Genomic DNA, 20,279 nt, shown 5'->3' on the forward strand with positions numbered 1-20,279 from the left:
CAAACGGTGCTTGTTTCCTACCAATGGTTGAATCAGTATGTCGACTTGACAGGGGTAACCCCGGAACAATTGGCTGAAGAGCTGACCCGAGGGGGAGTAGAAGTGGATAGTATCCAACCCCTCGACCAAGGCGTGAAGAAAGTGGTCACTGGCCATGTGCGGAAGGTGGAACCTCACCCCGATGCCGACCGGTTGCAGGTTTGTACCGTGGATGCAGGGCAGGGAGAGCCGCTCCAGATCGTATGTGGAGCCCCCAATGTGGCAGAGGGGCAGATGGTGCCGGTCGCCCTGCCTGGAGCTCGGCTCCCCGGCGGGGTAAAGATCAAAAAATCGAAACTGCGTGGGGTCTCTTCTTCAGGGATGATTTGCTCCGCCAAGGAGCTGGGTATGCCGGACAAATTGCTTCCTAAAGAGCAGCAGGAAGGAATTTTGACCTTGTCAGAGCCGAGCGACACCGGAGAGGATGTGAAGCCGATCCTCGGTTTGGACGATGTGGTGCTGGAACTGGATCTGACCCCGAACCGCTCTGACTGCCTCAGCATGTGGGGGGTCGCCTATGAAGTAGCCGCTCTGCTCGATCGGGAGATTCACCTGCCGGAAACAAAAGAAGAGACTCCTGAGGGGAAAGAAAAAGAGATTGAGATCGTCTTAGATGCGGAAGAGGATTGTCCCTTCTATGCGGCACAGGTGATAGAAGGGATCCGCTTAGGCCCTTCTCCCCGTTGGATGCAGAACCGCCTGTTGGCGGCGGGAGTCCGTCCGATCAACAATGTGGTCGATATCACCAACTATGTGATGTTGGAATACGGGCAGCCGCTTCACGCCTTCGATTACAGCCAGGTGGACGGAGGAGAGATCGTCGTTCGTCGGGCGGGGACCGGAGAGACGGTCACCACGCTGGACGGAGTGACTCGCGCCTGCAATGAGGAGACCCTGTTGATCACCGACGAGACGAAACCGATCGGCATCGCCGGTGTAATGGGCGGGGAAAATTCCGAGGTGAAGGATGGAACCACCACCCTCTTGCTGGAGTCCGCCTATTTTGCTCCCGAATCGATCCGTCGTACCGCCCGCCACTTAGGATTGCGCAGTGAGGCCAGCAGCCGGTTTGAAAAAGGGGTTGACCCGGAACGAATCCTCCCGGCGCTGCAACGGGCGGTGGAGTTGATCCGCCAATATGCAGGCGGCAAGGTGGTCTCCCGGATCAAATCGGAACGGATCGGAGCGATCGATGATGTGACCGTGGAATTGCGTCACCAACGGCTGACCGGCTTGCTGGGCGTACAAGTGGAAAAAGAGTCCGTCATCGACATCTTCCGCCGGCTGCGCTTTCCCACAGAGGTGGGAGATGGGGTTTATCGGGTGCAAGTCCCTTCACGACGTCCGGATATTTCCATCGAGGTGGATCTGATCGAAGAAGTGGCTCGGTTGTACGGTTACGACCGGATTCCGACGACGTTGCCCTGGGGACAGCAGTCGCCGGGGGCGTTGACACCGGAACAACGTCTGCGCCGGGTGATTCGCCACACCCTTCGGGATGCCGGTTTTCATGAGGTGGTTAATTACAGCCTGACCTCACCAGCGCGTCTCAACGAGCTGGATTCGGTATTACAAGAAGAAGCTCGTCCCATCCGAATCAGCATGCCGATGAGCGATGAGCGGAAGGTGCTGCGGACCACCTTGCTCCCGCAACTGATGGAGACGGCGGAATACAATATCCACCGGCGGGAGACGGGGGTGGCCCTGTTTGAACTGGGACGGGTCTTTATCTCCCAAGAAAAAAAACTGAGCCGACAACCCGATGAGCGCTGGATGCTGGCGGGGTTGGTGACCGGTGCTGTCCACCCGCCCCATTGGCAGAAGGGGGAGAACACCCCGGATTTCTTCACCTTGAAAGGTCATCTGGAAATGATGTTTGCCCGGATCGGACTGGGAACGCTCACTTTTGAGGCGGCGCAGCCCGCAGGGTATCACCCGGGACGGACCGCTGTGATCAAACAGGATGGCGACACGATCGGCCTGATCGGTCAGATTCATCCCAAAACCGCCGCCGCTCATGATCTGGGAGACACCTATGGATTTGAATTGGAGTTAGCCCCCATCGTGGAGAAAGCTCTACAGCAAAACCTTCGCTATCAAACCTTGCCGAAATATCCCGATACCACCCGGGATTTGGCGTTGGTGGTGGATGAAAAGATACCGGTGGCCGATCTGGATCGGACGATCCGGTCTGCCGGAGGCGAGCTGCTCCGCTCTGTCTCCCTGTTTGATGTTTTCACCGGGGAGCAAGTTGGGAAAGGAAAGAAGAGCGTTGCTTTTTCGCTCACCTATCAGGCAGCTGATCACACGCTGACCGACGACGAGGTGAACCAGTTGCACCAGGAGGTGCTGAACCGGTTGAAGGCGGAACATGATGCGCTATTGCGCCAATAATATCCCGGAGCAGGATTCTGTCCAGGGAGGACGAAAAAGAAAGGTGTAGGCTTTTCAGGTGTTAGGAGGCGCGACCATGAGCAAGAACAGACACAGCGTGGATATTTACGGTCAGACGTATCATATCATCGGTAACGCCAGCCCCGGTTATATCCGGGAGGTGGCCAACCGGGTGGATGAAAACATGCGTGGAATTGCAGCGAGTAATCCTCGGCTGGACACAACCAAGTTGGCGGTTCTCTCCGCAGTAAATATTACGGATGCTTATTTGAAACTGAAGCAGGAACATGAAGAGATTCTCCACTTGATCGAAGACGACCAACCGTAAAGGTGATGGTTCCTTATGAATGGGATGGATTGGATCATTATTGTGCTGATCATTGGAGGGTTGATCCAGGGATATCGAAAAGGTTTGATCAAGGAGACGGTCTCCCTGGTTGGCGTCCTCGTCGCCTTGTTTGTGGCGTACCAGTTCAGTTCCGATGTGGCACCTCACCTGAGAGCGTTGGTTCCGCTGCCGGAATCGTTGAGCGGAGAGGGGTTGGTGAAGCTCCTGCCGGTAGAGAAAGTGATTTATCAGTCGATGGCTTTCCTGTTGCTGTTTCTAATCACCAAGCTGTTGTTGTCCTTCGTGGCTTCCGTCTTAACCCGGATGGCCAGCTTCCCCGTCCTGCATCAGATCAATGGGGTGGGCGGCGCCTTGATCGGATTTTTAAAGGCGCTGGTGGTGATCCTGATCGTAGTCAACCTCCTTCACATCCTTCCATGGTCTGACGGACGGGATGCAGTTGACCGATCTTATCTGAGCCAGGGTTTGTTAGAGATGACTCCCGATTTCTCCAATCAATGGGAAAGGTCGGTTGATCCATCATAAAGGTATCGCGGTTGAGGTTCTCCGGGGCTTATGATCTCCGATCGGAACCCCCGTCCGCTGCCAGTTTGCCCCCCTTCGGGGGGTTCCTTTGTGTAGGGGGAACGAAGAAATTTTGCCTAAGAGGCTAGGTGGTAGTGCCCATTTCGCACACGACAGATTGGGCTGATGCCCGTGGAGAGGATTCGGAGGAAAATCTCGAGGGCGATCATCGAATTGATTGATTGAGACAACTTTTGTTGTGACAAAGACGGCTGGTTTGAGGGAGGGGGTAGGAAATGATGAATAACAAACAAGTCTCCGCGTTGCTTAACCAATTGGCGGACCTTTTGGAGCTGAAAGGGGAAAATCCTTTCAAAGCCAATGCCTACCGCCGTGCGGCACGGGCCGTGGAAAATAGTCGCGTCGCCCTAGACGAGTTGGAGAAAGGACCCGAGGAATTGCCGGGTGTCGGCAAGGGAACCGCCGCCGCCATCCGGGGGATTATGGAGACTGGACGGTTGGAAGCGTTGGATCAGTTGTTGGAAGAGCTCCCCTCCGGATTGCCGGAACTGATGAACATCCCCGGCTTGGGTCCCAAATCGATTCACCTGTTGAATCGGGAGTTGGGCGTGGAAAATAAGGAGCAGTTGGAAGAAGCGCTAAAGCAGGGGAAGGTACGCACTTTACCCGGTTTTGGTGAAAAGAAAGAGAAGAAACTTCTGGATGGGATCCAACGGATGAAGCGGTTTACACGCCATCTGCTGATCCACGGGCTGACGGTTGCCGAAACCCTGCGCGAACGGTTGGCGGAGCATCCGGAGGTGCTCCAGGTGGAGCCTGCCGGTAGCCTCCGACGAATGAAGGAGACGGTGAAGGATATCGACCTGGTGGTGGCCACCAAGCATCCGGAGACAGTCGCTGAAACAGTGGTCTCCATGCCGGAGGTGATCCGGGTGATCAACCAAGGAAGCACCAAAGTGAGTGTCCTATTAAGGATGGGCTGGGAAATTCAGGTGGATGTCCGCTTGGTGGAGCCGGACCAATTTATCAGTGCTCTGCATCATTTCACCGGATCCAAAGAGCATAACGTTCGCTTTCGACAGCGGGCGAAGGAGTTTGGGTGGAAGGTGAGTGAATACGGGATTCATGACGAGGATCACGAAGAGACCTTCACCTTTGCGACCGAGGAAGAGATGTACCAAAAACTGCAGCTGCCCTATATCGTTCCTGAACTGCGGGAAGACCGTGGGGAGATGGACCACCAGGCGGAGGATTTGCCCCAGCTGATCCGGGCGGAGGATTACCGGGGAGATCTCCATATGCACACCCGTTGGAGCGACGGGTCGGCATCGGTCCGGGAGATGGCTCTGGCGGCCCGGGAGCGGGGGTATGAATATATCGCCATCACGGACCATTCCCGCTCTCTCAAGGTGGCCGGCGGGTTGACTCCTGACGATCTGAAACGTCAGCGGGAGGAGATCGATGCGGTCAATGAGGAGCTGGATGGAATCACCGTGTTGGCAGGTACAGAGATGGACATCCTACCTGACGGCACTCTCGATTTCCCCGATAGGGTATTGAAGGAACTGGACCTGGTAATCGCCTCCATCCACAGCGGCTTCAAACAAGATGAGGAGACCATCACCCAGCGGGTTTTGAATGCCGTGAAGAATCCCTACGTGCATATCGTAGCCCATCCCACCGGCCGTTTGCTCAACCGTCGGGATCCTTACGCGATCGATCTGGATCGGGTGTTTGAGGCGGCCGCCAAAACAGGTACCATGCTGGAGTTGAACGCCAACCCCAATCGACTGGATTTGAACGACCGGGATTTGAAACGGGCCAAAGAAGCTTACGGATTAAATGTGACCATCAATACCGATGCTCACTCGCCCGAGATGATGGACTTTGTTCGCTTCGGGGTGGCCACGGCACGTCGGGGGTGGCTGGAAGCCGGGGACGTGATCAACACGTATTCCCTGGAACAGCTGCGGCAGCGCTTGGATTACATTCGCCGGAATAAATGAGTTGTTTGCATAGGTGAAAAAAATATCGGGATACTAACAGCAGAATACAACCTATAGAAAGGTTGACTTGGCCATGACAAAGCGAATCCTGCTGTTATGCTGTGCCTGTATGCTCATCGTGGTCGGGGTGTTTACGACTGTTGCCGAGGCAGGAGCCTCCTTTGGCAAGGAAGAGATAAAACAGGGGGCCGCCGGTGGCGACGTTTATGAGCTTCAGGGTCGGCTCAAGTATCTCGGTTTTTATCAGGGGAAAATCGATGGTCAATTTGGGCAACGCACCTATCGTGCCGTGCGGCAATTCCAGTCGCAATTTGGATTGAAGGTAGACGGTGTCGTCGGCCCCAAAACCAAAAGAGAGCTGGTGGAAGCCACTAAAGCTTGGGCCCCGGGCCTTTCCAACCGGATATACAAAAAAGGGGACCGCGGAGGCTATGTGTGGGAGTTGCAGCGGCGGCTGCGATACATCGGCTATTACCCTGGCAAGGTGGATGGGAAATTCGAGTCCCAGACTGATCGGGCAGTTCGTGACTTTCAGTATCGGTTTGGCCTGAAGGTGGACGGGAAAGCGGGACCCAAGACCAAACTGAAGCTGTGGCGGGCGACCCGAGACATGAAAACCGACAAAGGCGCGAAAGCACAAAAGAAAAAGAAGCCGGCGATGACCCAGGTGAAACCGATGAAGAAGGTGTCTCAAAACACCGGAGGGTTGTCCAAACAGGACATCCACCTGATGTCCAGAGCGGTTTATGCTGAAGGACGGGGTGAGCCCTACGTCGGGAAAGTGGCTATCGCCGCGGTGATCCTGAATCGGTTGGAAAGCGAGAAATTCCCGGATTCGGTCTCAGGGATTATTTACGAACCTCTGGCTTTCGAAGCGGTATCTGACGGACAGATCAACATGAGTCCCGAAGAGGAGTCCAAAAAAGCGGTTCGGGATGCGCTGAACGGTTGGGATCCCAGCGGCGGCGCCCTCTATTACTTTAACCCCGATAAGGCGACTTCCGACTGGATTTGGGGACGCCCGCAAATCAAACGGATCGGCAAACACATCTTCACCAATTAAGGATGGAAAGGCGAACGGAACCGGCTCCCATAGGGAGCTGGTTCTTTTTTGGCATTCGCTCCCGACAGTCTCACGCTCATGCTATAATATGAAAGGATTGTCGCTGGAAGAGGAGGGGACCTTTTGGACCCAAACATGCACCGAACGTTGGAATATGAAACCATCGTCCATATGCTTAAGGAACAGGCTACATCGGAAACCGGCCAATCCTTGGCTGAAAAAATGCAACCATCTGCCGAGGAGGGCCATGTGCAGGAGATGCTTCGGTCCACGGCCGAAGCGATGGACTTGATCCGTTTGAAAGGGGATCTTTCCCTGGAAGGAGTTCGCGATATCCATTCGGCCCTTAGACGGGCGCTGATCGGAAGTGTTCTCTCACCGGTCGATCTCCTTCACGTGGCCGGTACCGCTCGGGCGGAAAAGAGAGTTCGTTCCCTGTTGGAGGGGCTGGATCCAGAAGAGGCGCCGCTTCCGATCTTGAGAGCGATGGCAGAGCGGCTGGTGGAAACCCGGACCTTGGCGGAAAGAATTATGGCCGCCATCGACGAGGACGGCCAAGTGGTGGATGAAGCCAGTGCCGAACTGGCGCGGATCCGGAGGAACATGGTCCAGCTGAAGGGAGGCATTCGTTCGACGCTGGATGGCATCATCCGGGACAGCAAATATCAAAAAATGTTGCAGGAGCCCCTTGTCACCCAGCGAAACGATCGTTTTGTCATTCCCGTGAAGCAAGAATACCGGGCAGCTTTCGGCGGGATTGTGCACGACCAGTCAGCCTCAGGACAAACCTTGTTTATCGAGCCCCAATCCGTCGTCAACCAGAACAACCGCCTGCGGGAGCTGGAAATCGCAGAAGAGCGGGAAGTGGAACGGATTTTGGGAGAGCTGACTCTTGCGGTTGGCGAGCAGGCGGAAGCCTTGGAGAACAATCTGGATGTGTTGACAGAATTGGATCTGATTCTGGCCAAAGCCCGGTTGGGACGGCGGATCAAGGGAGTCGTCCCCCGTGTGAACGAGGAACGGGTGATTCGGCTGAAAAATGCGCGACACCCCTTGATTCCCGCTGATAAAGTGGTTCCGATCGATGTGGAACTGGGACAGGATTACCGAGCCATCGTGATTACGGGCCCCAACACCGGGGGGAAGACCGTCACCTTGAAAACAATCGGTTTGCTCACGCTGATGGCCCAGTCCGGCTTGCCGATTCCCGCTGAGGAAGAGAGCGAGGTTTCCGTATTCAACGGGGTGTTTGCCGATATCGGGGATGAACAGAGCATCGAGCAAAACTTGAGCACCTTCTCTGGCCATCTGACCAACATCATCCGGATCCTGGAGGAGATTGATGAGAATAGTTTGGTTCTCTTTGATGAACTGGGGGCGGGAACAGATCCCACGGAAGGGGCTGCTTTGGCCATTGCCATCCTGGAACGGGTGTTGGAAAAAAGATGTTGCTTGATGGCCACCACCCACTACAACGAGTTGAAACTTTACGCTCATGCCCGCTCCGGTGTGATCAACGCCAGTATGGAATTCGATGTGGAGACGCTGAGCCCCACCTATCGTTTGATGATCGGGGTTCCGGGACGAAGTAACGCCTTTGAAATCGCCGAGAGGCTGGGCCTGCCTCAAGAAATTATTGAAACCGCCCGGACCCGACTGACTGGGGATGAAAACCGGCTGGAAGAGATGATTGGGGAGCTGGCTGCCGATCGGCAAAAAGCAAGGGAAGAAAGAGAACAGGCGGAAGCGTTACAAAAGGAAGCGGCAGCCCTTCACCAAGAGATGAAGGAGAAGCTGACAACCTGGGAACAGGAAAAAGAACGGATTCGCGAAAAAGCCCGCCGAGAGGCGAAACAGATTGTCCTCCGGGCCAAACGGGAATCAGAAGAGGTACTCGGACAGTTGCGGCAATGGGCCAGGGAACGTCCCGAAGAATTGAAGGAGCATAAACTGATCGAAGCGAAAAAGCGGCTGGACGAGGCGGAGCCGCAAACCAGCTGGCCGAAAAGAATCCATCGAGACCGGGGATCGAGCCGAAAAGTGGCGGTCGGGGATGAAGTGTTGGTGAAGACAATCGGTCAAAAAGGGCAGGTGATTGATGACCTCGGCGGCGGTGAACTTCAGGTTCAGGTGGGCTTGATGAAGTTGAAAGTGAACCGGAAGGATCTGGAGTGGAAGTCGAGCCCCGTTCCCGACGATCACAGCCAGGGGAGTACCGGTTACCGACGACGGTCCCATCATGTCCGACATGAGCTGGATCTTCGCGGCAAAATGGTGGATGAGGCGCTCCCCGAGATCGATAAGTATCTGGATGACGCCTTGCTCGCCGGTTATGACCAGGTTACCCTCATTCACGGAAAGGGGACGGGGGCATTGCGGACGGGAGTCCAAAAGTTTCTGGACCGACATTCCCGGGTCCATTCCTATCGTTCTGGTGGCCAGGGAGAAGGCGGTCTTGGGGTGACTGTCGTCACCTTAAAATGATCAGATGGATACAGTGAGGAGGAACGGGGATGCTGGCACGATTGGCAATGATCCTGGCTTCCATTGCTCTGTTGTTTTTTCTTGTCGGCATTGTCTGGTTTACCATGAACGCTATGTAAAAATGAAAAGAGAGGACGGGGGTATGGAATCATGGATCCGTGGTTAGCGGGCTTGATGGTTTTTCTGGCGGGAATGCTTTTAGTGACAGAATTTCTCGTACAGGCGAGGGGATTGGCTGGGATCGGGGGTGCCGCCTTGCTGTCGGTCTACGCCATCAGCCAAACCCCCGGGCTCCATGGCTGGTCTGTGGGATTGTTGTTGATCGGCGTTCTTTTGCTGTTACTGGATGGAAAGTTGATTCAAGACGGGACGCTGTCAGCTTTGGGGCTCATATTGATGTTGGTTGGCTTGGTCTTACCCACCGGCGATTTTTTGACGGGCAGCTTAGTGGCGGTGATGTGGATCTTGGGGTTGTTCTCCGGCCTTTTCTCACTAAAAATCTTACCTCGTCGAAAACTGTGGGATCGACTGGTGCTGAAACAGAGCCTCACCAGTGATACCGGTTACCGTTCCGTCAATGAACAGACCCTGGAATTGGTTGGCAGAAAGGGAAGGGCCGTCTCTCACCTGCGTCCTTCGGGGACGATTGAGCTGGATGGGGAGCGTTACAGCGGGATTAGTGACGGGGTTTGGATCGAAAAGGGAACCCCGATCCGGGTGGTTTCCGTCGATGGGACCCGGATTTTGGTGGAAGCTCACAACGATGCCTAAGAAAGTTCGCTAAGCTACTCCCTTTCCATCTCCTGCCCGCGGTGGAGCGGTTTGACTGTTTGCCCTTTTCTCGCACGGATGTTGATGCGCATCTCCACCACCGGCTTTGGCGCGGGGAGGGAAGGAAGCTTTTCCCGGGGAGTCGGTTTCGGTTCAGGCTCCTCCCGAAACATGTGGTAGAGATAAAGCCATTCCGGTTGGATCATTCCCATGGTTAAGGCAGGGGGGGCGGAGAGGCGGGTACGCCGTCTTGCTTTTGATTGTACAAACATAGGGATCACTCTCCCGGCTAAATGTTTTCACCAGTATATGGGCCATCCTCTTTCTTTTATGTATTAGGGTGGCTCTTTTCTGTTTATAATCCGGTGTTGCATCAAATGAAATAGGGGGTGTGGTGTAAGCCCTCGATCCAGGCTGTGGTGATTTACAGACAACGGTTCTACCCCAGGGGGCGGTCACCGCTACCTTGGCCTTGGACTTTGAGATCGGCGCCGGGTCCATGATGCAATACCGGCAGGCCCAGAAGCCTTTCATGAAAAGGCGAGGCTTTTGGTAGAGCGATCGGGCTGATGCTAAAACAAAGAGGAACCGCTTTTCGGCGGTTCCTCTTTGTTTTAGGGAAGTTTATCGGTCCCACCGCAGCCATTTGGGGTAGTGGTTTTTGAGTAAACCGCCGGAGACTTTCCCCCAGCCCAGGGGAAAATGGTCCACGGTTACCAGAGTCCAACCTTTTTCCCCCTCGTGGGCAAGGGCCTCTCCTTGAAGATAGCGAAGGAGCGGTTCGTCGCCAGCAGAAAAGTTGACACGGCGCTGGACTCGATCGGGGGTTAGAGCCAGAGCCAGGGCGTGACTGGGAGCAAAATGCCGACGCTTGGCCTGTCCCAAATAGAAGCCGGGACGTTCTACCACCAATCCCTTCAAGGAAGGAAGCTCTCTTGGTACCTGGTAAAGATGGTCGCCAAACAGGGTGAAAGGCCCTGGAAAAGGGTCTTGGCTCAGCGTATCATCGATAAAGGTTTGGAACACGTTTTTGGCGTCTCTGTGCACCGGCGGCAACTTGCCCGGTTTTTGCCTGGCGCCTTCCTCTCCTTCCGTTTTTTCCAAAACAGCTACAAAGTGCCCCTCCCCTTTCAAGTGGTGCGGCCATAAACGGGCGGCTCGACTTAAAGAAGGGTTAACATCCGTGCCCTCCGTAAGGCCAGGAAGGAAATGGTTCGATCCGGGTACATCAACGGGGGTGAATTGGGGATGAAGCTTTAGAAATCGGTCGAGTGTACCTTCATTTTCCCGGACATTAAAAGTACAGGTGGAATAGACCAGCCTGCCGCCGGGTCGGAGCATAGGGGCAGCCGCTTCCAGGATGGACACCTGCAGGTCGGCGGCGACCTCAGTGGAACGGATGCTCCAGCGTTCCCTGGTTTCCGGGTCTTTACGAAACATTCCTTCCCCAGAGCAGGGGGCGTCGATCAAGATGCGGTCAAACCAACCGGCAAACCGGGAAGACAGGTGCCGGGGATCTTCACCTAGAATGACGGCGTTGGTGACTCCGCACCGCTCCAGGTTTTCCACCAGCGCCTTTCGTCGTTCCCGGCTGATCTCGTTGGCAACCAGGATGCCTTTTCCGTTCATTTTAGAGGCCAGTTGGGTGGTCTTTCCGCCTGGGGCGGCGCACAGATCCAGCACTTTTTCTCCAGGTTGGGGATCCAGGGCTTCTGCCGGAGCCATCGCGCTGGGATCTTGGATATAATACAGCCCCGCGGCATGGTAGACGTGTTTTCCGGGACGATCCCGGTCGTGCTGGTAAAAGAAGCCGGTGTCGCACCAGGGGATGGGTTCCAACTGAAAAGGCAATCGGTTCACCCCATCGGCAGTGGATATTTTGAGGGTATTGATCCGCAGGGCTCGGTGAGGGGGCTCTTCATAGGTTTGCAGAAATGCCGGATATTCATCACCTAGCAGGGTGTTCATCTGTTTTCGGTAGTCTAAGGGCAATGAGTCCATCGGGTAACCTCCTTAACCTTGAACCTTGTGCTAATAGATGGCGCTGATAGCAGCAGCCTTTGAACAGCCGTCCTCCTGTTGTTTATAATATAGGTGGACAAACACCTGGAGGGATGGATGATGGAAAAAAGCTATAAGGTAAGCATTGAATTCTGCATGTCTTGAAACTATGCACCTCGTGCTGCCCGTGTGGCAGAAGAACTGTTTACCGAATACCGCCGCCAAATCGAGGAAATGATCTTAATCCCATCCAGCGGCGGTGTATTTGAGGTCGCCGTCGATGGTGAGAAGCTTTACTCCAAAAAAGTGACGGGCCGTCATGCAGAAGAAGGAGAAGTGCTGCGGCTGATGAAAGAAAAGACAGGTGATTAAGCGAGTAGAACCGGGGTGATGTCCCCGGTTTTTTACATTTGGGTCGCTGCATGTTTGCCTGCGGTGTAACCGGTACTGAAGGCGGCCGTGATATTGTAACCGCCGGTGTAGCCATGAATATCCAGAATCTCCCCTGCAAAATAGAGTCCATTCTTTCGCTTCGATTCCATCGTTTTAGGCACGATTTCTTTCAAGTGTACGCCGCCTCCAGTGACAAATGCTTTTTCGATGGAGAGCGTGCCGTTGACGTGAACAGGGAACTCCTTCAGCAGTCGACATAGTTCCAACCAGGAACTTTTGGCTATGTGGGCCTTTGGCGTCTGCAGGGCAATGCCGGCCTGTTCGAGCAAGAGGGGGGGCGCTCGGTCGGGAAGATGCTCCTTAAGGAGATTTTTTACCGATTTTTTCGGTTGTTTCTCCCACTCCTTCCACAGGCGGTTCCGCAGCGCCTCCACGTTTTCCTCCGGAAACCAGTCCAGCTCCAATCGCACCCGATTCACCGGAAACTTCTTCAGGATTTTCACCACGAACTGACTGCAGCGAAGGGCGATCGGACCGGACAAACCGAAATGAGTAAATAGCATATCCCCGGTGTGTTCCGCCAATTTTTTGCCTTTGGGGTTGTATACGGTGAGGCGGACTCCGCGGAGGGAGAGGCCTTGCAAGGAACGATTTTCAATAAAAGGTTCATCGGAGGTAAGCGGTACTTCCGTGGGAAAAAGCTCCGTCACGGTATGTCCGGCCGCTATTGCCCAGGCATAGCCGTCCCCTGTGGAACCGGTATGGGGGACGGATTTCCCGCCGACCGCAATCACCACCGCCCTACAGGGGATCGTTTCCCCACCTGCCAGTCGCACGCCGGTCACTCGATCCTTGTTCATCGACAACCCATGGACCGGGGTATGGACACGAATATTCACCCCCAGTTGACGGATGCGCCGGAGCAACGCTTCCACCACGCTGTTGGCGTCGTTGGAAACTGGAAACATCCGGCCGTTATCTTCTTCCTTCAGTTGGACGCCCAGCTCTTCGAAAAACGCGATAATATCTCGATTGTTAAAGGTGGAGAAGGGACTGTATAAAAATCGCCCATTGCCGGGAATGTGGCGAATGATTTCCTCTGTAGACACGTTGTTGGTAACATTGCAACGGCCGCCGCCGGATATGGCCAATTTACGCCCCAGTTTGTCCCCTTTGTCCAGAAGGAGTACCCGGGCGCCGTGTTCCGCCGCAGCTGCTGCCGCCATCAGACCGGCGGGGCCGCCTCCGATCACGATCACATCATCCATGGGTCCATCTCCTTTATAGTTCGGTGCAACACGTTTCTTATCATACCCGAATCATCATCGAGGTGGCGATCCCTTTCATGTTTTTTTCCTTCGGAGAGAATACTGAAGGAGATGAAAGGCGGTGATGAGATGGCGGATGAAAAGCAAGATGCGGATTGGAAAAAAATGAAGGTGGATCCCTCCCTGGATAAAAACATGGAGGTATTGGACCGTGTGCTGGGGCTGGGGAAGAGCTTTGATATCATGAAGCGGGAATTACATTATGCGGGGAAAAGATTTGCCCTTTATTTTGTGGACGGTTTTGCCAAGGATGACATCCTCAATTGGATCATGGCTCATCTCAGTCAGTTGGATCGGGGCGATCTGACGCCAAATACCATCAAAAAGCTGTTAGAGACCCATATCGGCTATATTGAAATGGAGACCGAAAATAAACTGGACAAGCTGGTGACCAAAGTGCTGTCCGGTCCCCTGGTCCTGCTGGTGGACGGAGAAGAGACGGCGATCGTCATCGATGCCCGGACCTATCCCGTCCGCAGTCCCGAAGAGCCGGATACCGAACGGGTGGTCCGCGGCTCCCGGGACGGCTTTGTGGAAACGATCATTTTTAACACGGCTTTGACCCGGCGCCGTCTGCGGGACCCTTCTTTGCGGATGGAGTATCACGAAGTGGGCAAACGATCCAAAACGGATATCGCCATCGGTTATCTGGAGGACGTTGCCGATCCGGATCTGGTGGAAAGCTTACGCAACTCGTTGAAAGAAGTGAAAACAGACGGGTTGCCCATGGCGGAAAAAACATTGGAAGAATATATCTTCGGGCATAATTGGAATCCCTATCCCATGGTTCGGTACACAGAGCGTCCTGATGTGGCGGCGACTCACTTGTTGGAAGGGCATGTGCTGATTTATGTGGATACTTCCCCAAGTGTGATGATCACTCCCACGACCTTTTTCCATCATGTGCAACATGCGGAAGAGTACCGGCAAAAGCCAGCGGTGGGAGCGATGCTCCGCTGGATTCGGTTTATCGCCATTTTGACGGCCCTGTTTGTGCTCCCCCTCTGGTATCTGGCCGTGGTTCAGCCGGAACTGCTGCCCAAGACGCTGGATTTTATCGGGCCGAAAAAGCCGGGGCATATTCCGATCTTTTTGCAGGTGATTATCGCTGAGCTGGGTGTGGAGATCCTCAGGATGGCTTCGATCCATACGCCGGCCCCGCTGGCGACGGCATTGGGTCTGATCGCAGCCATTTTGCTGGGGGAAATCGCGGTCAATGTGGGGTTATTTAACGCGGAAGTGATTCTGTATCTGGCGGCGGCGGTGGTCGGCACCTACGCTACTCCGAGCTACGAATTGGGGCTGGCCAACCGGATATTCCGGATCATCTTCCTGACGCTGACTGCTTTATTTAAAGTTTGGGGGCTTCTCATCGGGGTGCTAGTCTGGTTTATCATGCTGGCCAACACCCGACCGCTCAAAATGCCTTATTTGTGGCCGCTGATCCCCTTCAACGGAAAAGCGTTGAAGGATGTGCTGATCCGTTCTCCGATGCCGCTCAAAACCAAGCGGCCCAAAGCTTTGTCCCCGGGTGATCCTGACCGGGCTCCGGAGTAGCATGATAAAATCAACAAAACATCCGGTTCCGCACAACATGGAACCGGATGTTTTGTTTAGTAATCGATTTCATTCTAAAGTGCATTTGCAATTTTTTTGCCATTAAGGTTCAAAAGTCGACGAAAGTTCGATAAAATAGAAAAAAGTCGACAGGGCTATATCGTGGTATTTGCTTTTCAATGAATGACGGTTCATTCAATCGAGGAGGGATCCAGATGCAAGTAGATCAAAAGCCCTGGCTTTCCAGTTATCCGGAACCTGTCTCTAAATCCGTAGAGACTCCGGAACAGCCGCTCCCGTATTTTCTGGAAAAATCCGCTAAAGAATTCCCGGATCGGGAAGCGGTTCATTTCATGGGGAAACGGATCACCTATCGGCAACTGTTGGACGAGGTTTATCGAATGGCCCGAGCTTTGAAAAGTATCGGCGTACAACGGGGAGAGCGGGTCTCCATCATGATGCCCAACTCCCCCCAGTCGGTTATCGCCTACTATGCAGTGTTGATGATCGGCGGCATCGTGGTAAATACCAACCCGATGTATAAGGAACGGGAGCTGGAGCACCAGCTGCAGGATTCCGGGGCAGAAACGATCCTCTGTCTGGATCTGGTTTACCCGCAGGTGGAGAAGGTGCGCCCCAAGACCGATTTGAAACGCATCCTGGTGACTGGGATCCAGGACTATCTGCCCTTCCCCAAAAATATGCTCTATCCGCTTAAGTTGAAGAAAGATGGTGTTAAACCCGATATTACAGTAGGCGATGGAGTATATTCCCTGACAAAGTTGCTGAAAGAAGCCTCCTCTCAACCGGTAAAATTTGAAATCGTTTCCATGGATGATGTGGCTCTGCTCCAGTATACCGGGGGAACAACCGGGCTGGCGAAGGGAGCGATGCTGACCCATCGGAACATTGTGGTCAACGTGGTCCAATGTAATACCTGGTTACACAAACCGGAGCAGGGAAAAGAAAAGATGTTGGGTCTGGTGCCTTTTTTCCATGTCTACGGGATGACTGTGGTGATGAATTTTGCTGTGTATAAAGCAGCGACGATGATATTGTTGCCGCGATTCAACGTAGAGGATACATTAAAGGCGATCCATAAGGAACGCCCCACTTTGTTCCCAGGTGCCCCCACTATGTATGTGGCGTTGGTCAACCATCCCTTGACAGCGAAATACGACCTCTCTTCGATCGAGGCTTGTATCAGCGGTTCCGCTCCGCTGCCGCTCAACGTCCAGGAGAAGTTTGAAGAGCTGACCGGCGGTCGGTTGGTGGAAGGTTATGGCCTGACGGAGAGCTCTCCCGTCACCCACGCCAATCCGATATGGGGAAAACGGAAAAACGGCAGCATCGGCTTGCCGTGGCCGGGCACTGATTGTCGGATTGTTGATCCGGAAAGCGGAGAAGAACTAGAGATCGGGGAAACCGGGCTCTTGCAGGTACGCGGCCCGCAAGTGATGAAAGGCTACTGGAATCGGGAAGAGGAGACCGCCAAAACACTTCAGGACGATTGGCTCAACACCGGGGACATCGCTAAAATGGACAGTGAAGGCTATTTCTATATCATGGACCGGCAAAAAGATATGATCATCGCGGGCGGTTTCAATATCTATCCCCGGGAGGTGGAAGAGGTTCTGTATGACCATCTGAAGGTGCAAGAGGCGGCCGTGATCGGCGTGCCTGACTCCTACCGGGGTGAAACAGTTAAAGCGTTTATCGTGCCCAAACCGGGTGAAGAGATTACCGAAGCGGAAATGAACACGTATTGCCGGGAAAAACTGGCCAATTACAAAGTGCCGCGGATCTATGAGTTTCGAGAGGAACTGCCCAAGTCCTCCGTGGGCAAAATTTTACGACGCGTGCTGGTGGAGGAAGAAAAGAAAAAGCGACAGCAAAATAAAGAAGTGTCAACAGGTTCATAGCGTGAAAGGATCAACAAAGATCAACATTGACAGGAGAAAGGCCGTCGAATAAAATGGATGTTGAATGAATGGTCATTCATTTACGACTAGAAGGGAAGCAGAAGATGGCTAAGCGTACCGGAGAAAAGTATGAAGCGATCATCGACGCCGCTGTGCGTGTGATCGCAAAATACGGATACCACCAGGCTCAGGTGTCCAGGATTGCCCGGGAGGCCAATGTCGCCGACGGAACGATTTACTTGTATTTCGCCAATAAGGATGATGTCCTCATCTCGCTTTTCAATGAAAAGATGGGGCAGTTTATATCCAATGCAAGTAAGGCGTTGTCGGAAATTGAGTCTCCGGTGGATCAGTTGCGGGAATTGATCCGCCTTCACTTTGAGTCCTTGGCGGCTGATTATCAATTGGCCATCGTGACCCAGATTGAATTGCGCCAGTCGAAACCTGAGGTGCGCAAAGAGATCGGTCTGATTTTGAAGCGGTACCTCAAAGTGATGGATCAGGTGATTGAAGCTGGAGTAGAGCAGGGCGCGTTCCGGGATGATTTCGATGTGATCACGGCCCGCAGAATGATTTTTGGGACGATTGATGAAACAGTAACTTCCTGGATTATGAAGGACTGCAAATATCCCTTAATGGACCAGGTGGATCCAATTCTCGATCTGTTATTGAATGGTTTCAGCCGTTGATCCGGCCACGGGTTGGCGGCCCCAGTCCATTTAAAGTCTTGTGAGAAAGACTCCGAAAGCGAAGGAGGAACCGGAACATGAATATTCTAGTGTGTCTGAAACAAACCTTTGACACGGAAGAGAGAATCACCATTGAGGACGGACAGATCAGCGACGACGGTGTGGAGTTCGTCATCAATCCCTATGATGAGTATGCGGTGGAAGAAGCGATTCGACTCCGTGACGAACACGGCGGCGAAGTTACGGTGATCACCGTCGGACCCGATCGGGCGGAGCAGGCGCTGCGCACAGCTATGGCCATGGGAGCCGACAAAGGCATCATCGTCGATGATGAGGATTTGGAAGATGCTGACGAATACTCCATCGCTAAAGTGTTGGCCGCGGTGATCGACGACCTGGAATACGATATCATCCTGGGTGGTTATATGGCTGTGGACGACGGTTCGGCCCAGGTGGGACCGCGCCTAGCGGAACTGCTGGAAATCCCCCACATCTCCACGATCACGAAACTGACCGTTGACGGCGACAAAGTGGAAGTGGAAAAAGATGTGGAGGGCGACACAGAGACGATCGAATCGAAACTACCAATCCTGGTTACCGCCCAGCAAGGGTTGAACGAACCTCGTTATCCCTCCTTGCCCGGGATTATGAAAGCGAAGAAAAAGCCCCTTGAACAGCTGGACATCGATGATCTCGATCTTGACGAGGATGAATTGGAAGGAAAGACGAAAGTTTTGGAAACCTTCCTGCCTCCGGAAAAAGAAGCGGGTAAAATCTTGGAAGGAGAGCTGGAAGATCAGGTGAAAGAGCTGGTCGGTCTCTTGAGAAACGAAGCCAAGGTTATTTGAGGGAAGAGGGGGAAACGGAACCGATGAGCAAAAATGTACTTGTATTGGCAGATGTTCGTGACGGTGAATTGAGAAATGTATCCCTGGAAAGCCTGGCGGCAGCGACACGAGTGGCTGACGGCGGAGCGGTGACAGCCGCTGTATTCGGGAGCAAAGCAAAGGATGTGGTGGAGGAACTTTCCCACCACGGTGCGGATAAAGTGGTACTGGTTCTTGATGAGAAGCTGGATCAATATACAACCGATGCTTACTTCCAAGCCTTTAAACAAGTGATCGAGCATGTGGAGCCGGATGTTATCTTCACCGGTCACACCGCAATCGGCCGAGATGTCAGCCCTCGAGTTGCCGCCCGCCTCGGTTGTGGTTTGGTCTCCGACTGCACCGACGTAGAAGTGGACGATAGCCAGATCGTATTTACTCGACCGATCTATGCCGGGAAAGCATTCGTCAAAAAAGCTTTCCGTGAGGGAACGGTCTTTGCTACCCTCCGTCCTAACAACATCCCTGCTCTGGAAGCGGATACGAGCCGTTCCGCAGTAGTAGAAGAGCTGGAGGTTCAATTCGCGGAGGATCTATTGCGGACCGTGGTCAAAGATGTGGTGCGGAAAGCATCGGAAGGGGTCGACCTTTCGGAAGCCCGTGTGATCGTATCCGGCGGGCGTGGTGTGAAAAGCGCCGACGGCTTTAAACCTTTGCAGGAACTGGCGGATGTTCTCGGCGGCGCCGTCGGAGCTTCCCGGGGGGCTTGTGACGCCGAATACTGCGATTACGCCCTGCAGATCGGCCAGACGGGGAAAGTGGTGACCCCGGATCTATATATCGCCTGCGGCATCTCTGGAGCTATTCAACACTTGGCCGGGATGTCCAACTCCAAAGTGATTGTTGCCATCAACAAAGATCCGGAGGCCAATATCTTCAGTGTGGCCGATTATGGAATCGTAGGAGATCTCTTCGAAGTGGTACCCATGCTGACGGAAGAATTTAAAAAGGTGCTCGTTGAGAGCAAGTAACTGGAAAACTAAACGGGCGGCATGGTATTGTCCGCCCGTTTTCCATGTTTAAGCGATAAAAGTGGGGGGAATAAAACCCTTGGTGTTTCGATTTTCGAAACGCTTGTGATATATTTAGCCGCAGTGTTATACTGTAAATAGGTATGAAGGATCTTCTAAGGAGGAAACGTTATGGCGATTAAACAAGTCTCCGATCAGTCCTTTAGCAGCGATGTGGCATCCGGAACCGTTCTGGTGGATTTCTGGGCTCCCTGGTGCGGTCCCTGTAAAATGATCGCCCCGGTGCTGGAGGAAATCGATCAGGAATTGGGCGAGAAGGTGACGATCGCCAAGCTCAATGTGGATGAAAACCCGGACACCGCGGGTCGCTATGGTGTGATGAGCATCCCCACCTTGATGATATTCAAAGATGGGGAAGTGGTGGATAAATTGCATGGTTTTCAACCGAAAGAGCAGCTGATCGAGTGGCTGACCCCCCATATGTAACATATCACGAGAAGCCCGCACGCTGATTCGTGCGGGGCTTTTTATAGAAAAAGAAGCCCGCCGGCGGCGGGCGCCAGAGTGTGGAGAAAGCCCTTCACTGCTTTCTCCACACTCTTTTTTTATGGACAAAACCAGCTCATCGACGTATCAAAACCTGGATCAAAAAGGCCTCCCAACCACCTAGCCGGCTTTGGTTAGGTGGTTGGCAATCTTCTTGATGTTTTGCGCTGCGGCCGTCATCAGCGCTTGCTCTTGGACCTTTTCCCTTCCCCTCAACCGGCAGTAGCGAAGCCCGTGCAGCTCTTTCGCGTCTGCAAAGCTTCGCTCGATCGTCTCTTTCCGTTTTTTGTACAGGTATTTTCCCGTAGAGGAAAGGCGATGGGCTCGCACTTTTTCCTTATGTTTTTCCCACAC

Annotated in this window: 17 protein-coding genes and 1 pseudogene; 14 read left to right on the plus strand and 4 right to left on the minus strand. The window is 53.7% G+C overall.

Annotated elements, in window-relative coordinates; all coding sequences use genetic code 11:
• The first annotated feature begins 6 nt into the window (after nt 1–6).
• The 7 genes from pheT (at nt 7) to BLP91_RS09365 (ending at nt 9,631) form a co-directional block, all read left to right on the plus strand.
• Nucleotides 7–2,433: a phenylalanine--tRNA ligase subunit beta gene (pheT, locus tag BLP91_RS09335; RefSeq protein ID WP_091570012.1), complete on the plus strand. Its 2,427-nt coding sequence runs from the start codon at nt 7–9 to the stop codon at nt 2,431–2,433.
• Nucleotides 2,434–2,509: 76 nt separating this feature from the next.
• Nucleotides 2,510–2,761 (plus strand): cell division protein ZapA, encoded by a 252-nt coding sequence (gene zapA, locus BLP91_RS09340; protein ID WP_091570015.1) that lies wholly within the window; start codon nt 2,510–2,512, stop codon nt 2,759–2,761.
• A 15-nt stretch (nt 2,762–2,776) separates the two neighbouring features.
• Nucleotides 2,777–3,307 (plus strand): CvpA family protein, encoded by a 531-nt coding sequence (locus BLP91_RS09345; protein ID WP_091570019.1) that lies wholly within the window; start codon nt 2,777–2,779, stop codon nt 3,305–3,307.
• Between the two features lie 275 nt (nt 3,308–3,582).
• Nucleotides 3,583–5,313, plus strand: a complete 1,731-nt coding sequence (gene polX, locus BLP91_RS09350) for a DNA polymerase/3'-5' exonuclease PolX (protein ID WP_091570021.1) — start codon at nt 3,583–3,585, stop codon at nt 5,311–5,313.
• 73 nt (nt 5,314–5,386) lie between these two features.
• A complete protein-coding gene (gene sleB, locus BLP91_RS09355; RefSeq protein ID WP_091570023.1) occupies nt 5,387–6,376 on the plus strand; it encodes a spore cortex-lytic enzyme in 990 nt (329 codons plus the stop codon).
• 123 nt (nt 6,377–6,499) lie between these two features.
• Nucleotides 6,500–8,860, plus strand: coding sequence for an endonuclease MutS2 (locus BLP91_RS09360; protein WP_091570025.1), 2,361 nt, complete (start codon nt 6,500–6,502; stop codon nt 8,858–8,860).
• A gap of 150 nt (nt 8,861–9,010) precedes the next feature.
• Nucleotides 9,011–9,631, plus strand: a complete 621-nt coding sequence (locus tag BLP91_RS09365; RefSeq protein WP_091570027.1) for an NfeD family protein — start codon at nt 9,011–9,013, stop codon at nt 9,629–9,631.
• A 14-nt stretch (nt 9,632–9,645) separates the two neighbouring features.
• Here the strand turns inward: BLP91_RS09365 and BLP91_RS09370 are convergent, their stop codons facing one another.
• Together BLP91_RS09370 and BLP91_RS09375 are read right to left on the minus strand one after the other, a co-directional pair.
• The gene (locus BLP91_RS09370; protein WP_091570030.1) at nt 9,646–9,903 is read right to left on the minus strand and encodes a hypothetical protein; all 258 of its coding nucleotides are present in this window, start codon (nt 9,901–9,903) and stop codon (nt 9,646–9,648) included.
• A gap of 352 nt (nt 9,904–10,255) precedes the next feature.
• On the minus strand, nt 10,256–11,632 hold the full coding sequence (locus BLP91_RS09375) for an RsmB/NOP family class I SAM-dependent RNA methyltransferase (RefSeq protein ID WP_091570032.1): 1,377 nt from the start codon (nt 11,630–11,632) through the stop codon (nt 10,256–10,258).
• 177 nt (nt 11,633–11,809) lie between these two features.
• On the opposite strand from BLP91_RS09375, the pseudogene BLP91_RS09380 reads away from it, so the two are divergent.
• Nucleotides 11,810–12,004 (plus strand): annotated as a pseudogene (locus BLP91_RS09380) (SelT/SelW/SelH family protein); the annotation flags it as partial.
• A gap of 32 nt (nt 12,005–12,036) precedes the next feature.
• On the opposite strand, the gene BLP91_RS09385 reads toward BLP91_RS09380, so the two are convergent.
• The gene (locus BLP91_RS09385; protein ID WP_091570038.1) at nt 12,037–13,293 is read right to left on the minus strand and encodes a BaiN/RdsA family NAD(P)/FAD-dependent oxidoreductase; all 1,257 of its coding nucleotides are present in this window, start codon (nt 13,291–13,293) and stop codon (nt 12,037–12,039) included.
• 129 nt (nt 13,294–13,422) lie between these two features.
• On the opposite strand from BLP91_RS09385, the gene BLP91_RS09390 reads away from it, so the two are divergent.
• The 6 genes from BLP91_RS09390 to trxA all read left to right on the plus strand — a co-directional run bounded on the left by BLP91_RS09390 (nt 13,423) and on the right by trxA (nt 19,865).
• The gene (locus BLP91_RS09390) at nt 13,423–14,910 is read left to right on the plus strand and encodes a spore germination protein (protein ID WP_091570083.1); all 1,488 of its coding nucleotides are present in this window, start codon (nt 13,423–13,425) and stop codon (nt 14,908–14,910) included.
• A gap of 215 nt (nt 14,911–15,125) precedes the next feature.
• Complete coding sequence (locus BLP91_RS09395; protein WP_091570041.1) at nt 15,126–16,832, plus strand: long-chain-fatty-acid--CoA ligase; 1,707 nt, start codon at nt 15,126–15,128, stop codon at nt 16,830–16,832.
• Between the two features lie 104 nt (nt 16,833–16,936).
• Nucleotides 16,937–17,521: a fatty acid metabolism transcriptional regulator FadR gene (locus BLP91_RS09400; RefSeq protein WP_091570043.1), complete on the plus strand. Its 585-nt coding sequence runs from the start codon at nt 16,937–16,939 to the stop codon at nt 17,519–17,521.
• Nucleotides 17,522–17,598: 77 nt separating this feature from the next.
• Nucleotides 17,599–18,369: an electron transfer flavoprotein subunit beta/FixA family protein gene (locus BLP91_RS09405; protein ID WP_091570046.1), complete on the plus strand. Its 771-nt coding sequence runs from the start codon at nt 17,599–17,601 to the stop codon at nt 18,367–18,369.
• 23 nt (nt 18,370–18,392) lie between these two features.
• A complete protein-coding gene (locus BLP91_RS09410) occupies nt 18,393–19,379 on the plus strand; it encodes an electron transfer flavoprotein subunit alpha/FixB family protein (protein ID WP_091570048.1) in 987 nt (328 codons plus the stop codon).
• A 171-nt stretch (nt 19,380–19,550) separates the two neighbouring features.
• Nucleotides 19,551–19,865 (plus strand): thioredoxin, encoded by a 315-nt coding sequence (gene trxA / locus BLP91_RS09415; protein ID WP_091570051.1) that lies wholly within the window; start codon nt 19,551–19,553, stop codon nt 19,863–19,865.
• 180 nt (nt 19,866–20,045) lie between these two features.
• Here trxA and BLP91_RS09420 read toward each other — a convergent pair.
• A partial coding sequence (locus tag BLP91_RS09420; RefSeq protein WP_143003516.1) for a transposase occupies nt 20,046–20,279 on the minus strand: 234 nt, incomplete at its 5' end.

This window comes from Melghirimyces thermohalophilus (assembly GCF_900102685.1).
GTDB lineage: Bacteria > Bacillota > Bacilli > Thermoactinomycetales > DSM-45169 > Melghirimyces > Melghirimyces thermohalophilus.

Excerpts from the sequence above, each read along its gene's own strand:
- zapA (WP_091570015.1), top strand. The coding sequence starts at position 2,510 with ATGAGCAAGAACAGACACAGCGTGGATATTTACGGTCAGACGTATCAT.
- BLP91_RS09345 (WP_091570019.1), top strand. The coding sequence starts at position 2,777 with ATGAATGGGATGGATTGGATCATTATTGTGCTGATCATTGGAGGGTTG.
- polX (WP_091570021.1), top strand. The coding sequence starts at position 3,583 with ATGATGAATAACAAACAAGTCTCCGCGTTGCTTAACCAATTGGCGGAC.
- sleB (WP_091570023.1), top strand. The coding sequence starts at position 5,387 with ATGACAAAGCGAATCCTGCTGTTATGCTGTGCCTGTATGCTCATCGTG.
- BLP91_RS09365 (WP_091570027.1), top strand. The coding sequence starts at position 9,011 with ATGGATCCGTGGTTAGCGGGCTTGATGGTTTTTCTGGCGGGAATGCTT.
- BLP91_RS09370 (WP_091570030.1), bottom strand. The coding sequence starts at position 9,903 with ATGTTTGTACAATCAAAAGCAAGACGGCGTACCCGCCTCTCCGCCCCC.
- BLP91_RS09375 (WP_091570032.1), bottom strand. The coding sequence starts at position 11,632 with ATGGACTCATTGCCCTTAGACTACCGAAAACAGATGAACACCCTGCTA.
- BLP91_RS09385 (WP_091570038.1), bottom strand. The coding sequence starts at position 13,293 with ATGGATGATGTGATCGTGATCGGAGGCGGCCCCGCCGGTCTGATGGCG.
- BLP91_RS09390 (WP_091570083.1), top strand. The coding sequence starts at position 13,423 with ATGGCGGATGAAAAGCAAGATGCGGATTGGAAAAAAATGAAGGTGGAT.
- BLP91_RS09395 (WP_091570041.1), top strand. The coding sequence starts at position 15,126 with ATGCAAGTAGATCAAAAGCCCTGGCTTTCCAGTTATCCGGAACCTGTC.
- BLP91_RS09400 (WP_091570043.1), top strand. The coding sequence starts at position 16,937 with ATGGCTAAGCGTACCGGAGAAAAGTATGAAGCGATCATCGACGCCGCT.
- BLP91_RS09405 (WP_091570046.1), top strand. The coding sequence starts at position 17,599 with ATGAATATTCTAGTGTGTCTGAAACAAACCTTTGACACGGAAGAGAGA.
- BLP91_RS09410 (WP_091570048.1), top strand. The coding sequence starts at position 18,393 with ATGAGCAAAAATGTACTTGTATTGGCAGATGTTCGTGACGGTGAATTG.
- trxA (WP_091570051.1), top strand. The coding sequence starts at position 19,551 with ATGGCGATTAAACAAGTCTCCGATCAGTCCTTTAGCAGCGATGTGGCA.